Consider the following 14,039-nt stretch of genomic DNA (forward strand, 5'->3'; position numbering starts at 1 on the left):
ACATTAATGGATAATAACGGGAACTATAATGACGCTGCTTAACCCCTACTTCGGCGAATTTGGTGGTCAATACGTACCGCAAATTCTGATGCCGGCCCTGAAACAGCTGGAAGAAGCCTTCGTCAGCGCCCAGCGCGACCCTGAATTTCAGGCTGAATTTATCGACCTGCTGAAAAACTACGCGGGCCGCCCGACGGCGCTGACGCTGTGCAAAAACCTCACCGCCGGCACCAAGACCAAGCTTTATCTGAAGCGCGAAGATTTGCTGCACGGCGGCGCGCACAAAACCAACCAGGTGCTGGGCCAGGCGCTGCTCGCCAAGCGCATGGGCAAAACCGAGATCATCGCGGAAACCGGCGCCGGCCAACACGGCGTGGCCTCCGCTTTGGCCTGTGCGCTGCTGGGCTTGAAATGCCGCATCTATATGGGCGCCAAGGACATCGAACGCCAGTCGCCGAACGTGTTCCGCATGCGCCTGATGGGTGCGGAAGTGATCCCGGTGCACAGCGGCTCCTCCACCCTGAAAGACGCCTGCAACGAGGCGCTGCGCGACTGGTCCGGCAGCTATGAAAAAGCCCACTACATGCTCGGCACCGCGGCTGGCCCACACCCGTACCCGACCATAGTGCGCGAATTCCAACGCATGATCGGCGAAGAAACCAAGGCGCAGATGCTGGAGCGCGAAGGCCGTTTACCTGACGCGGTGCTGGCTTGCGTCGGCGGCGGCTCCAATGCCATCGGCATGTTCGCCGACTTTATCGATGACGCCGGCGTCGGCCTGATCGGCGTAGAGCCTGCCGGGCTGGGCATTGAGACCGGCCAGCACGGCGCGCCGCTCAAACACGGGCACGTCGGCATTTACTTCGGCATGAAGGCGCCGATGATGCAGACCGCCGAAGGCCAGATCGAAGAATCCTATTCGATCTCCGCCGGTCTGGACTTCCCGTCCGTCGGGCCGCAGCATGCCTATCTGAACAGCATCGGCCGCGCGGAATACGTGTCTATTACCGATGACGAAGCGCTGGACGCCTTCAAGGCGCTGTCGCGCAGCGAAGGCATCATCCCGGCGCTGGAATCTTCCCACGCCCTGGCCCACGCGTTGAAAATGATCCGTGAAACGCCGCAGAAAGAGCAGATCCTGGTAGTTAACCTGTCTGGCCGCGGCGACAAAGACATATTTACCGTTCACGACATTCTGAAAGCACGGGGAGAAATCTGATGGAACGTTATCAGCAACTGTTCAAACGCCTGGAAAGCAACAAGGAAGGCGCGTTCGTCCCGTTCGTGACGTTGGGCGATCCTAACCCGGCGCTGTCGCTGCAGATTATCGATACCCTGGTGGAAGCCGGCGCCGATGCGCTGGAATTGGGCATCCCCTTTTCCGATCCGCTGGCCGACGGCCCGACCATTCAGAGCGCGGCGCTGCGTGCGTTCGCCTCCGGCGTGACGCCGACCCAGTGCTTCGAGATGCTGGCGGCAATCCGCCAGAAGCACCCGACCATTCCAATCGGGCTGCTGATGTACGCCAACCTGGTGTTCCATAAAGGCATAGACGCGTTTTACCAGCGCTGCGCCGACGTGGGCGTGGACTCGGTGCTGATCGCCGACGTGCCGTTTGAGGAGTCCGCGCCGTTCCGCGCCGCGGCAACGCGGCACGGCATCGCGCCAATCTTCATCTGCCCGCCCAACGCCGATGACGAGCTGCTGCGCGAGATCTCCTCGCACGGCCGTGGCTATACCTATCTGCTGTCGCGCGCCGGCGTGACCGGCACCGAAAGCCGCGCCCAGCTGCCGCTGCACCACCTGGTGAACAAACTGCGCGAATATCACGCCGCGCCACCGCTGCAGGGCTTCGGCATTTCCGATCCCGGCCAGGTGAAGGACGCGCTGCAGGCCGGCGCCGCCGGGGCGATTTCCGGTTCGGCGATCGTCAAGATTATCGAGCAGAATCAAGCGAATCCGAGCGAGATGCTGGCCAAGCTGGCCAGCTTTGTCAGCAGCATGAAGGCCGCTACCCGCGGCTGATGCTACAGCGGGCGCCGCCGATGGCGCCCGCCGATAACATCTTGTTTCCTCTCAGGGTTGTGCCATTTTTTTACATCTAAAATTTGAACAAACCCGCTTCTTGTCTCACAATTAGCTTTGTTCGCTATGCATTTCTTTCTTTTGGGGAATGCGCTACGTTTTCAGATGAAAACCCGAATGTAGTTTCGACAATAACATTGCATGGAGAGTAATTTATGAAGCTATTTAAAACCCTTTCGGCCTTGTGCATGGCAGCCGTGGTGGCATTTGCGGTGAGCGCCTGCGCGCCGACGGCGAAATCCGAGGGGACTGGCGGTTATATTGACGATACGGTGATTACCACCAAGGTGAAATCAGCGCTGCTGGCGGATAAAAACATCAAATCGAGAGAGATCAGCGTAGAAACCTTTAAAGGGCGCGTGCAGCTGAGCGGCTTCGTCACTTCCAGCGAAGATGCTAATCGCGCGGTGCAAACCACCCGTGGCGTCGCGGGCGTGAAATCTGTTGAGAACGTCATGCAGTTGAAATAACGATCACAGGGAGGCGCAATGCCTCCCTGCTCCAGGCAGCATCAGAAACGATAACCCGCCCCGAACATAAATACCCAAGGATCCAAACGCGTATCGAAGCTGTGATGGCCGCCGTTGGCGTCGTCGAAACGGGTTTTGGTTTCGATGTTCATCCACCACACCGACATGTTCAGCATCCAGTGTTCATCCAGGTTGTAATCCAAACCGGCCTGCGCCGCTACGCCCCAGGAATCTTTCAAATCCAGATTGCTCAAACCGGCGCTCTTGCCGTAGTCGTTGAATTTTTCGTCGAAGAACGTGGTGTAGTTAACGCCCACGCCCAGATAAGGGCGCAGCTTGTCCTGTTTGTCGCCAAAGTAATACTGCGCCATCAGCGTCGGCGGCAGCTGGTGCACGGTCGCCAGATCGGTGCCGCCCAGCGTCACCTTGTGGCGGAATGGCGTAGCCGCCAGCAGCTCAACGCCAATGTTGTCGGTCACCATATAGCCGAAGGTCAGACCGAGCTGGGTGTTGTTTTTGGCATCCAGCGATCCCAGGCCCAGCACGTTATCTGAACCCGCATTCGGGCGCACCGTCGCAGTCCCGGCGCGGAACAGGAAATCACCTGCCTGATGTGCACTTGCCAACATAGGGGCCATCATCGCCGCCAATACCACCAGAGTTGTCTTTTTCATTATCCATTCCATTTGTGTGGTTTAAACTCTTGGGGAATATACCTACTTACGGGTATTTATGATCCCATCGCGATCACATCTTATGTGTAAAAATTTAAAATCCCACCAAAAACAAGGTTACTTAACCGCTTAATAAATCAAGGATTGATCTGAATCAAAAAATCACTTTTGTTGCAAATTATCTATATGTTCAAATTTCAGTTGCTAAAAAAATGGCCGCTGAGTAATTTCATCTTCCGTGTTGGTTTTGGTTGGTGCCGTAAGGAGTCGGCGGGCAATCAAGATGAGCGAAATTCTTAATCCCTGTGTCAGCTGCGGCGCATGCTGCGGTTATTTTCGAGTGTCATTCTATTGGGCCGAAGCGGAAGATGGCGGCGGCGTGGTGCCTTTATCCCTTACCGAACCCCTGACCCCGTTCCTGCGCTGCATGCAGGGGACCAACAGCAAGTCCCCGCGCTGTACCGCACTGGAAGGCGAAATCGGCAAGGCCGTTTCCTGTTCCATCTACCTCAACCGCCCCAGCCCCTGCCGCGAGTTCGATCAGTCAGGTGAAAACGGGCTGCGCAACGAAGCCTGCGATCGCGCCCGCGAGCGCTACGGGCTGCCGCCATTACCGGTGCCGCTGCCGTTATCGCTGCCGGACAGCGCAATCGTCGTCGAAGAAATAGACGTAGTGCAACGCGCGGGGTGCCACAGCGGCGCAGAACAGGGTACAATCGCCCACTGATTTAACTCTGTTTTCTCGACGCCAAGGAGTCTGCATGCCTATCACGGCCAACACGTTGTACCGTGACAGTTTTAATTTTTTCCGTAACCAACTGGCCAGCATCCTGATGTTGGCGCTGTTGACCGCGTTCATTTCGGTGCTGCTCAACCAGGCTTTCAGCCCTGACGCCGAGCAATTGAAGATCCTGACCGCAACGGAAGGTGACTTTGCTGCATCCGCCGGTATGGGGATTCAGGAAATCATTCAGCAAATGACGCCGGAACAACAGATGGTGTTGCTAAAGGTATCGGCTGCCGCGACGCTCTCTGCGTTGGTGGGCAATGTGCTGTTGGTTGGCGGGATGTTGACGCTGATTAGCCTGGTGTCTCAGGGGCAGCGCACCAGCGCGCTGCGCGCTATCGGCCTCTCTGCGCCGGAGCTGCCGCGCCTGCTGCTGCTGCTGTTTATCTGCACCTTGCTGATCCAACTGGGCCTGACGCTGTTCGTGGTGCCCGGCGTGATTATGGCCATTGCCTTCTCTCTGGCGCCGGTGATCACCAGCGCCGACAAAAAAGGCGTGTTTGCTTCGATCAAACTGAGCTGCAAACTGGCCTTCGCCAACGCGCGCGTGATCGTGCCAGCGATGATGCTGTGGCTGGCCGCCAAGCTGCTGGTGCTGTTTATGGTAAGCCACCTGTCGGTGCTGACGCCAAACGTCGCCAGCGTGGTGCTGACCGCGTTGAGCAACCTGGTTTCCGCTCTGCTGCTGATTTACCTGTTCCGCCTGTACATGCTGCTGCGCAGCTGATCCCTCGCGGATAACCACAAAGGGCACGCTCAGGCGTGCCCTTTTGCTTATGGCGCTGCGGGCGCTTCCGCGTGCTCCTTGCTTTGGATCAGCTTCAGCGCCAGATACAGATCCGGTACCAGAATCAAATCCTTGTCGCGCCCCAACCGATTGATGCGAAACCAGCGCGTCAGCTCGGTACGCCGCCCCGCCAACACCAGCTTGACGTTACGCTGTAACAGGTCGCGTTTCAATTCATCGATTGCCGCCAGCACGCTGATATCCGCATGGGTAAAGCTGGCGACAGCATCCACCACCACCCAGCGCGGCTGGAACGGCGTGCTGTCCACCAGATTGAGGATACGCCGTTTGAAATAGGCCACGTTGAAGTAGGTCAACGGCGAGTTAAAGCGGTACATCATCACCCCGGGCACCGGCGTGATGCCGTTATTGTTGCCCATTGAATGGATCATTCCCTCTTCGTTCACCCCCAGCAGCTGTTCCGTCGGGCGGAACACCGTGCGCAGAAACTGCATCAACCCCAGCAATACCGCCAGCCCGATGCCGCTGATAACCCCCACCAGCAGCACGCTCAGGAAGGTGAACATCGCCAGGCGAAAAGCCTGGACGTTGCGGCGGCGCAGGATCCAAATGCCGCGAAAGTCCAGCAGTGACCAGGCCGCATACATCAACACCACGCCCAACCCCGCCACCGGAATAAACTGCAGTGGCGCCATCAGGAACAACAATACAAAAGCGATCGCCGCCGCCGCAATAATCGACACCAACTGGCTCTTGCCGCCGTTGGCGTCATTGACCGCGGTGCGCGAATCCGCCCCGCTGATCGCGAACCCCTGCGACAGCGCCGAGACGATATTCACCAACCCCAACGCGCGGAACTCGGCGTCGGCGTTCACCTCATAGCCGTTCCTGGCGGCGAAGCTGCGGGCGGTCAGCATCATGCTGACAAAGCTCACCACCGCCAGGTTAAGCGCCGGGATCACCATGTCGCGCAGCAGGCCCGGCTGGAAGTCCGGCCATTGAACGATGGGCAACATGCCGCCGAAGCCGCCTACCGTCACTACCCCATGCTGTTGCAACCCGCCCGCCCAGGTGGCGAAGGCCGCCAGCACGATGGCGAACAGCGGCGCCGGCCAGTTGGGGCGCCATTTTTTAAACCCGATCAGCGTGATTAAGGTCAGCAAAGACACCGCCATAGTCAGCCAGTCGCTGTGCAGCAGGTTGCCGGGCAGCGCGTAGATGCGTTCGATCAGCTGCGCCGGCCGCGCCGTAAACCCCAGAACCTTGCCAATCTGATCGACGATAATAGTGATCGCGACACCGTTCAGCAGCCCGCTGAGGATCGGCCGTGAAAGCAGATCCGCCAGGGCGCCCAGCTTGAAGCGGCTGGCCAACAGGCACCAGCCGCCCATCATCGCCGTCATCATGATGGTCAATTGCCAATGCCGTTCCATATTGCCCGCCGCCAGCGGCGTCACCACCGCGGCGATCACCGCGCAGGTCGCGGCATCCGGCCCGACAATCAGCTGGCGCGAAGATCCGAAAAACGCATAGGCCACCATCGGTAAAATACAAGAATAAAGTCCCACCACCGGGCTAACCCCGGCCAGCTCCGCGTAGGCGATAGCCACCGGCAAAGCGACCGCCGCCACCGACAGCCCGGCGCGAATATCCGGCTTAAGCCAGCTGCGCTGATACCCTAACAAATGCGTCAAACCAGGCGTCAGGGCCTGGAGAGATTTCCACTGCATGCTATTTTCCGTGGTAAATTATGCGGCTATTATTACGCTTACTATGCGGTGTCGCGATCGCACTGGCAATCCGCCCGCAGCGAACTCGCGATCTCAATCGTAAGTTTATGCAAATTCCTGCTTTCGCGGCAGAAATCCGCCGGCCAAACGCCGATAATCAGCGGCTCCCGGCGGTACACAGAGCTCGCCGAATCCGGTATAGTCGGCCGATGAACAGATGATGGATTGATTTATGAAGCAGTTTCTTGATTTCCTCCCGCTAATTGTCTTTTTTGCTTTTTATAAGCTGTACGATATCTACGTGGCTTCCGGCGCGCTGATCGTCGCCACCGCGTTGGCGCTGGTGTTTACCTGGGTGAAATACCGCAAGGTAGAGAAGATGACGCTGATCACCTTCCTGATGGTGCTGGTGTTCGGCACCCTGACGCTGGTGTTCCATAACGATTTATTTATCAAATGGAAAGTGACGGTAATCTACGCGCTGTTCGCGCTGGCATTGCTGATCAGCCAACTGGTGCTCAAAAAACCGCTGGTGCAGCGCATGCTGGGCAAAGAGCTGACGCTGCCGGACAAAGTGTGGAGCAACCTCAACCTCGCCTGGGCGATGTTCTTCCTGGCCTGCGGCCTGGCGAACATCTACGTCGCCTTCTGGCTGCCGCAAAGCGTGTGGGTTAACTTCAAAGTATTCGGCCTGACGGTGCTGACGCTGGTGTTCACCCTGATTAGCGGCATCTATATTTATCGGCACATGCCGGAAGAACAGAAAAAATAGTTACATAATTGTTAATGCCTGCGGCGCTTGCCGCAGGCAGTATGATGTTATCCCTTCTCAATAAGCAGACAGCTATGACACAACAACGACCTTTACCCAGCGGCGAACTGGTGCTGCGCACGCTGGCGATGCCGGCAGATACCAACGCCAACGGTGATATTTTTGGCGGCTGGCTCATGTCGCAAATGGATATCGGCGGCGCTATTCAGGCCAAGGAGATCGCCGAAGGGCGCGTGGTGACAGTACGCGTCGACGGCATGACCTTTCTGAAACCGGTGGCGGTGGGTGACGTTGTCTGCTGCTATGCGAACTGCATTCGCACCGGACGCAGCTCGATCACCATCAACATCGAGGTGTGGGTCAAGAAAGTCTCTTCCGCGCCGATTGGCCAGCGCTACCGCGCCACCGAAGCGGTGTTTACCTATGTGGCGGTGGATGACGAAGGCAACTCGCGCGCCCTGCCCGACGGCAAGATGAATTTCCGCGTCGGCTTCGAAGAATAAGCCGGGTTGCAAACAGCAAAAAGGGTCGCCGCGGCGACCCTTTTTTATTGGCGCAGCCACCGGTCAGTTGACTTCGGAGGTGCCATCCAGCTTGAAGCGGATAGTGACGGTGCGATCTTTCGCCTCTTTGGCTTCATACCGCCATTTGCGCATCGCCTGCTTCACTTCGCGTTCGAACATATTGCGCGGTTCGGCGGACAGAATGCGCACGTTGCTCACGCGGCCGTCGCTGTCGATGTCAAACTGCACCCGCACATTGCCTTCAATCTGCAATGCCAGCGCGCGCGGCGGATACATCGGCTTGGATTGCACCAACGCCTTAGGCGCCGCATCGCGTGAATTGCCCTGCACTGGCGCAGACGGCGCCTGTTTCACCGGCGCGTTGTCGACAGGCTTGGCCGGTGCGTTGTTTTCAAACGGCGAAGGCTCGCGCGGCTCCACTTTCTTCGGCTGCGGTTTAACCTGTTTTTCCACCTTCGGCTTGGGTTTCGGCTTAGGCTTGGGTTTTACCGGCTCCGGCTTTAAGATCGCCTTCGGCGGCGGCTCCGGTATAGGTTCCGGCTCCGGCTCGGGTTCAGGCTCTACCTGCGGCGGCTCGGGTTCGGCCGGTGCGGGCGGTGGCGGCTCCGCCATAGTGGCGGTATTGACCATCATGACGCTGATCGGCGCGTCCTCCGGCTTGGGCAACTCCATCACTTCCTTGACGGAAGCATAAAGCAAGCCCACCACCAGGGCGCTATGTAAGCCAACGGACAGGACAATCGGCACTGACAAACGGCGATTAAGGAACATCTTTTTTAGCGGCATAATGATTCTGTTTCCTCTGGTTCGCCAAGTTTAAATGCAAATAGCAATCATATTCAATAACGAATGGCAAACTATCGCTTTAATCGTCGGTATTCGCGGTTAAAACCAGCAAACTCATAAGGATATTAACCTTTGCGTTGCCTTTTCACTGCGCGATTTATACGCTTTGTTAACCTGTTTTACCGACGTTAAAAACAAAAAAACCCGCCGTAGCGGGTAGTTATCGTCATTGCGGGTTATTCTTCGTCGCCATAGTACAGCACGCCCAGCTTGATCAGCTGGCGCCCCTGCGCCTTGCGGTGCAAGTTGGTATCGCGCAGCGAATAAACGCAGCCGCAATACTCTTGCTGATAAAAGCGTTCCCGCTTGCTGATCTCTATCATGCGCGACGCGCCGCCCTTCTTGCGCCAGTTGTAATCCCAATACACCAGCTCGGGGTACTTTTCCGCCGCGCGGACACCGCAGTCGGTGATCTGCTGCATGTTCTTCCAGCGTGAAATGCCCAGTGAGCTGGAAATGGCGTCGTAGCCGTGCTCGTGCGCATACAGCGCGGTGCGTTCAAAGCGCATGTCAAAACACATGGTGCAGCGAATGCCGCGCTCCGGCTCGTTTTCCATGCCCTTGGCGCGGGCGAACCAGTTGTCGGTATCGTAATCGGCGTCAATGATCGGCACCCCATGCTGCTCGGCAAAGCGGATATTCTCCTCCTTACGCAGCAAGTATTCCTTTTGCGGGTGGATATTCGGGTTATAGAAGAAAATGGCGTACTCGATGCCGGACGCCTGAATGGCTTCCATCACCTCACCGGAACAGGGGGCGCAGCAAGAATGCAGCAGCAGCTTGCTTTTCCCTTCGGGCAGTTCGAGTTTTTCCCTAATCAGTTCCGCCATTCTCTCACCTCTCGCACATGACTTAGTTAACCGCGCGGCGCACTATACGAATAAAAACTAGCGGCTTCAAGGCATAAGCGCCAGCACCAACGGAATTTCACCCTTGGGCGTTCCCTTGCCGCGCCTTTTGCGCTACTTTGATTTCACCGTTTTATGGCAATGATTTTAAAGGTGAAACATGCTTTATCTGATCTACGCGCAAGACGTTCCCAACTCGTTGGACAATCGCCTGTCGGTACGCCCGGCCCATTTGGCGCGCCTGCAGGCGCTGCGTGACGCCGGCCGTTTACTGGTGGCGGGCCCTAACCCGGCTATCGACAGCAACGATCCGGGCGCCGCCGGTTTCACCGGCTCGACGGTGATTGCGGAGTTCGCGTCGCTGGAGGAAGCCAAGGCCTGGGCCGAACAGGATCCTTACGTCGCCGCCGGCGTTTATGCCGACGTGACGGTGAAGCCGTTCAAGCAAGTGTTCTGAGCCGCCTGGCCGCATTAACCAAGCGCGTTCCCTGACCGGCCGGTTCGGAACGTGCTGTCCCCCGCCAATTCGGTTCAAAAAATGCCCAGCCGCAGGGCATAAAATCCGCCGCGCCTCTATTGTCAAAGAGTCATTTTTCGACAACCGGGAGAATACCCATGCGGCTGGACATACATGCTCATCTGTGGAGCACCGAGTATCTGGATCTTTTGCAATCGTTCGGCGTACGGGAAGTCGCCGAGTACCGGCAACTGGGCGCCGGCCGCACCGAGAGCGAGCTTAGCGCGCGTTTCGCGCTGCTGGACGCCGCACATATCGACATGCAGGTTTTATCGGCAACGCCGCTGTCGCCGCATTTCGAGGATGAAAAAACGGCGGTTGACGCGGCTCGCAGGGTCAATGACGAATACGCGGAACTGGTGCAGCTATACCCCGATCGCTTCCGCGCGATCGCCTCACTGCCGCTGCCGCATATCGACGCCTCTTTGCGCGAGCTGGACAGAACCCTCTCGCAGCTCGGCATGCTGGGCGCCTGCATCACCACTTCGGTGCTCGGGCTGTCCATCGCCAACCCGCTTTTCGAACCGCTGTACCAGGAACTCGATCGCCGCCACAGCGTGTTGGCCATTCATCCCGCCGGGCGCGGCGCGCTTTCCCCGCTGATTACAGATTATCAGTTGACCTGGTCGATCGGCGCCCCTGTCGAGGATAGCGTCGCGGCAATGCATTTTATTCTTAACGGCATTCCTCAGCGTTTCCCCGGCATGAAGGTCATCGTGCCGCACCTCGGGGGGCTGCTGCCGATGGCGCTGGAAAGAATCGATCAAACCGTGGCGTGGGAGGCGCCGGGCACGCCGGAGAAACCGAGCCGCGCCGCACGGCGCATGTGGTACGACACCGTGGGGCATGACCATGTTCCCGCCTTGCAGGCGGCGGTGGCGACCTTTGGCGCTGAGCGTTTGCTGTTCGGCACCGACTTCCCTTTCCAGCCGGGAGCGCTATTCCACACCACGGTGGACTATATCCGCCGCTCCGGCCTGCCGGAGCAACAGATTGCCGCGATCCTGGACCGCAACGCGGCCGAACTGTTTGGCCTGGCGGACAGATAAAAAAAAGGCCAGCGCGGAGTCGCTGGCCAAAGGGTTCTTCGAGGGAATATCTTGTCGCATAAACATATTCCTTCTGCTTTCGGCCCGCCATCTATAAATACGATAGGCAATGTCTCACCGCCGCGCTTTTTACTGCTCGCGGTCCTCGCCGCCCAGTATCAACGCCTGCATATCGGCAAACATCGACTCCCACTCTTGTTGGTCAATCTCCATCAGGCCGAAGAAGCGCAGCATAAACGCCCCTTCGGTCGCCAGGAAGGCCAGACGCGCCCGCTTACCCCGATCGCTAGCCAAATCCAGGCCGGCAATGCGGCTGCGATACCATTCGCGGGTACTGTCCAGGTGTTCCGGGGTCTGAATCAGCGTGGCCATCAGCCCCGCGGCTTTGGCGCTCGAGGTTTGGTCCGAGCTGCAGGTCGCCTGCATATGCGCCTTTACGCCGGTCACGGGCGACGGATTTTCCCCGGCGATAGCGTCGAAGACCCGGTCGTAAGCCTTGCCCCAGCGGTCGAACATCGCGTCGATCAGCGCGTCTTTGCTGCCGAAGCAATATTGCACTCCCCCTTTGGAGATGCCCATCGCCTTGGCGACCGAGTCAATGGTCAAGCCGGCCGCCCCCTGGGTGGCGACTATCTCTTCAGCCACGTCCAGAACCTTGTCGCGATCGATGCTGCGTTGACGCCCCATTGAGAAACCCCTCTTTTCAATACGTACGTATGGATATATATTATGTTCAGTATAACACCCGTTGATATACGGGGGTTACCGATGGCGACGCCACCGCGTCGTCCACTTTTGTGGAATATAATTATGCACGCCCATAACCGCTGGCTGATCCTGGCAATGATTTCCAGCGCGCTGTTTCTGATTGTCATTGATATGACGGTGTTATACACCGCTCTGCCTCGTTTGACGCAGGCGCTGGACGCCGGCGCCTCGCAAAAACTTTGGATCGTCAACGCCTATCCGCTGGTGGTCGCCGGCCTGTTGCCCGGCGCCGGCATGCTGAGTGACCGCATCGGCCACAAGCGGCTGTTTATCGCCGGGCTGCCGGTGTTTGCCGCCGCTTCGCTGTGTGCGGCCTTCTCGCCCAGCGCCGAATGGCTGATCGCCGCACGGGTGTTCCTTGCCGTAGGTGCGGCGATGATGATGCCGGCCACCCTGTCGATCGTCCGCCACGTATTTGCCGACGAACGCGAACGTGCGCTGGCGATCGGCATCTGGGCGGCGGTCGCCTCCGGCGGCGCGGCCATCGGCCCGGTGGTCGGCGGCGTGCTGCTGGAGTATTTCTGGTGGGGATCGGTATTCCTGATCAACGTCCCGGTGGTAATGCTGGTGTTGCCGCTGGCCTGGCGACTCATTCCGCACTGCGGCGGCAATAACCCGCGTCCCGCAGACATCATCGGCTCCGTGCAAATCATGATCGGCCTGGTGGGCAGCATCTATGCCCTGAAAGAGCTGAGCAAGCCGGCCCCCTCGTTGGCCGCATTGGCGATCGCGGCCACGGCCGGCGTGCTGTTTCTCAGCCTGTTTGTGCGCCGCCAGCAGCGCTGCGACAGCCCGATGATTGATTTCTCACTGTTTCGCAACCCGCTGTTTGCCGGCGGCGTCGGGGTCGCCCTGTTGTCGATGGTGGCGCTGATTGGCGTCGAGCTGGTGTTGAGCCAGCGCCTGCAGCTGGTATTGAACCTTAGCCCTCTGCAAGCGGCGCTGTTTATTTTGCCGATCCCGTTGGCCTCCGCGCTGGCCTCGCCTCTGGCCGGGTTGCTGCTGCCGCGTTACGGCGAGCGCTGCCTCATTCTCGGCGGCTTTACGCTAACCGCGCTCGGCATCGCCGGGCTGGCCGCCCTGTATCAAAGCGATATGGCGCTGCAGCTGGCCTGCCTGTTTATCATCGGCTTTGGCCTGGGCGGCGCGATCACTGCCGCCTCCACCGCCATCATGCTGAGCGCGCCGGAAGAAAAATCCGGTATGGCGGCGTCGATTGAGGATGTGTCCTATGAGCTCGGCGGCGTATTGGGCATCACGCTGCTCGGCGGTCTGATGACGGCGGTTTATAGCCATAGCCTGACGCTGCCCGCCGATCTGGCCGCGGGCGAGCTGGCCTACGACAGTATCGACGAAGCGCTGCGGCTGGCCGTCGGTCTGGCGGCCGAACAGGCGCAGCAATTAACGCAGCTGGCGCGCCAGGCTTTCGATCGGGCGTTTATTTCGGTGCTGACTGCCGCGGCGTTATTAATGGCGCTGGGCGCCGGCGCGGTAAAACTGGCCTTGCGAAAATAAGCGTAAGCGCGGCTTTTTCCGCTAACCGATTCTGCGTAAACTGATTCGGCAATTTGCTTTACGGATTTATCGCCATTGGTTTCAGCGATGGCAACGATGCTTTGAATCGCATTTAACCCTGCGATAAATCTGGTTACTGTGTTTGTTATGGAAACGAGTCTGTCTACAATCGGAACAAATAATCAGGAGAAGATTATTATGGCAACGGCGAAGAAAGCGACAAAAACCCATATCGGCCTCGACAGTAAGCAATCGGCAAAGCTGGCCGAAGCGCTGAACGCGCTATTGGCGAATTATCAGGTGCTGTATATGAACGTGCGCGGCTACCACTGGAATATTACCGGCCCGCAATTCTTTGAGCTGCACGCTAAATTCGAAGAAACCTATAACGACCTGCTGACCAAGGTGGACGAACTGGCGGAGCGTATTCTGACGCTCGGTTCGCAGCCGCGGCATGCCTACAGCGACTATTTGAAGACCGCCGATATCAAAGAGGACACCAACGTGACCGACGATAAAGGCACGTTGCGCGGTTTATTGAGCGGTTATTCCGTGCTGCTGCAGCAACAGCGCGAACTGCTGGCGCTGGCAGCCGAGGCCGGCGACGAAGGCACCTCTTCACTGATGAGCGACTACATCAAGGAACAGGAAAAACAGGTCTGGATGCTGAACGCCTATCTGGGTAAATAAGCCCCGCCATTATGAA

16 protein-coding genes are annotated in these 14,039 nt (G+C 58.3%); 11 read left to right on the plus strand and 5 right to left on the minus strand.

Annotated elements, in window-relative coordinates; all coding sequences use genetic code 11:
• Positions 1–25 precede the first annotated feature (25 nt).
• The 3 genes from trpB to KHA73_RS13220 all read left to right on the plus strand — a co-directional run bounded on the left by trpB (position 26) and on the right by KHA73_RS13220 (position 2,555).
• A complete protein-coding gene (trpB, locus tag KHA73_RS13210; RefSeq protein ID WP_234591269.1) occupies positions 26–1,219 on the plus strand; it encodes a tryptophan synthase subunit beta in 1,194 nt (397 codons plus the stop codon).
• Positions 1,219–2,025: a tryptophan synthase subunit alpha gene (gene trpA / locus KHA73_RS13215; RefSeq protein WP_234584784.1), complete on the plus strand. Its 807-nt coding sequence runs from the start codon at positions 1,219–1,221 to the stop codon at positions 2,023–2,025. The genes trpB and trpA overlap by 1 nt, the downstream gene beginning before the upstream one ends.
• A 215-nt stretch (positions 2,026–2,240) precedes the next feature.
• Positions 2,241–2,555, plus strand: coding sequence for a BON domain-containing protein (locus KHA73_RS13220; RefSeq protein ID WP_004945257.1), 315 nt, complete (start codon positions 2,241–2,243; stop codon positions 2,553–2,555).
• A gap of 41 nt (positions 2,556–2,596) precedes the next feature.
• Here the strand turns inward: KHA73_RS13220 and ompW are convergent, their stop codons facing one another.
• Positions 2,597–3,229, minus strand: coding sequence for an outer membrane protein OmpW (gene ompW / locus KHA73_RS13225; RefSeq protein WP_234584786.1), 633 nt, complete (start codon positions 3,227–3,229; stop codon positions 2,597–2,599).
• A 283-nt stretch (positions 3,230–3,512) separates the two neighbouring features.
• Between ompW and KHA73_RS13230 the strand changes: the two genes are divergently transcribed.
• Positions 3,513–3,956, plus strand: a complete 444-nt coding sequence (locus KHA73_RS13230) for a YkgJ family cysteine cluster protein (RefSeq protein ID WP_234584787.1) — start codon at positions 3,513–3,515, stop codon at positions 3,954–3,956.
• A 34-nt stretch (positions 3,957–3,990) separates the two neighbouring features.
• On the plus strand, positions 3,991–4,743 hold the full coding sequence (locus KHA73_RS13235) for a YciC family protein (RefSeq protein WP_234584788.1): 753 nt from the start codon (positions 3,991–3,993) through the stop codon (positions 4,741–4,743).
• A gap of 47 nt (positions 4,744–4,790) precedes the next feature.
• Here the strand turns inward: KHA73_RS13235 and KHA73_RS13240 are convergent, their stop codons facing one another.
• Entirely contained in the window at positions 4,791–6,494 is a 1,704-nt protein-coding gene (locus tag KHA73_RS13240; protein WP_234584789.1) for a SulP family inorganic anion transporter, read from the minus strand.
• Positions 6,495–6,726: 232 nt separating this feature from the next.
• Here KHA73_RS13240 and KHA73_RS13245 point away from each other — a divergent pair, with 232 nt between their 5' ends.
• Both KHA73_RS13245 and yciA read left to right on the plus strand, forming a co-directional pair.
• The gene (locus KHA73_RS13245; protein ID WP_234584790.1) at positions 6,727–7,266 is read left to right on the plus strand and encodes a septation protein A; all 540 of its coding nucleotides are present in this window, start codon (positions 6,727–6,729) and stop codon (positions 7,264–7,266) included.
• A gap of 74 nt (positions 7,267–7,340) precedes the next feature.
• Positions 7,341–7,769, plus strand: a complete 429-nt coding sequence (gene yciA / locus KHA73_RS13250) for an acyl-CoA thioester hydrolase YciA (RefSeq protein WP_061795080.1) — start codon at positions 7,341–7,343, stop codon at positions 7,767–7,769.
• Positions 7,770–7,832: 63 nt separating this feature from the next.
• Here yciA and tonB read toward each other — a convergent pair whose 3' ends face one another.
• Positions 7,833–8,576 carry a TonB system transport protein TonB gene (gene tonB, locus KHA73_RS13255; RefSeq protein ID WP_234584791.1) on the minus strand — a complete coding sequence of 248 codons (744 nt, stop codon included), beginning with the start codon at positions 8,574–8,576 and terminating at the stop codon, positions 7,833–7,835.
• Positions 8,577–8,812: 236 nt separating this feature from the next.
• A complete protein-coding gene (locus tag KHA73_RS13260) occupies positions 8,813–9,466 on the minus strand; it encodes an epoxyqueuosine reductase QueH (protein WP_234584792.1) in 654 nt (217 codons plus the stop codon).
• Positions 9,467–9,644: 178 nt separating this feature from the next.
• Here KHA73_RS13260 and KHA73_RS13265 point away from each other — a divergent pair, with 178 nt between their 5' ends.
• Together KHA73_RS13265 and KHA73_RS13270 are read left to right on the plus strand one after the other, a co-directional pair.
• The gene (locus KHA73_RS13265) at positions 9,645–9,941 is read left to right on the plus strand and encodes a YciI family protein (protein ID WP_234584793.1); all 297 of its coding nucleotides are present in this window, start codon (positions 9,645–9,647) and stop codon (positions 9,939–9,941) included.
• Positions 9,942–10,099: 158 nt separating this feature from the next.
• A complete protein-coding gene (locus tag KHA73_RS13270) occupies positions 10,100–11,050 on the plus strand; it encodes an amidohydrolase family protein (protein WP_234584794.1) in 951 nt (316 codons plus the stop codon).
• 129 nt (positions 11,051–11,179) lie between these two features.
• On the opposite strand, the gene KHA73_RS13275 is transcribed toward KHA73_RS13270, so the two are convergent.
• The gene (locus KHA73_RS13275) at positions 11,180–11,737 is read right to left on the minus strand and encodes a TetR/AcrR family transcriptional regulator (protein WP_234584795.1); all 558 of its coding nucleotides are present in this window, start codon (positions 11,735–11,737) and stop codon (positions 11,180–11,182) included.
• A 123-nt stretch (positions 11,738–11,860) separates the two neighbouring features.
• Between KHA73_RS13275 and KHA73_RS13280 the strand changes: the two genes are divergently transcribed.
• The gene (locus KHA73_RS13280) at positions 11,861–13,333 is read left to right on the plus strand and encodes an MFS transporter (protein WP_234584796.1); all 1,473 of its coding nucleotides are present in this window, start codon (positions 11,861–11,863) and stop codon (positions 13,331–13,333) included.
• Between the two features lie 198 nt (positions 13,334–13,531).
• On the plus strand, positions 13,532–14,023 hold the full coding sequence (locus tag KHA73_RS13285) for a Dps family protein (RefSeq protein ID WP_234584798.1): 492 nt from the start codon (positions 13,532–13,534) through the stop codon (positions 14,021–14,023).
• The last annotated feature ends 16 nt before the right edge of the window (positions 14,024–14,039 follow it).

This window comes from Serratia entomophila (assembly GCF_021462285.1).
In the GTDB taxonomy this organism is placed as follows: domain Bacteria; phylum Pseudomonadota; class Gammaproteobacteria; order Enterobacterales; family Enterobacteriaceae; genus Serratia; species Serratia entomophila.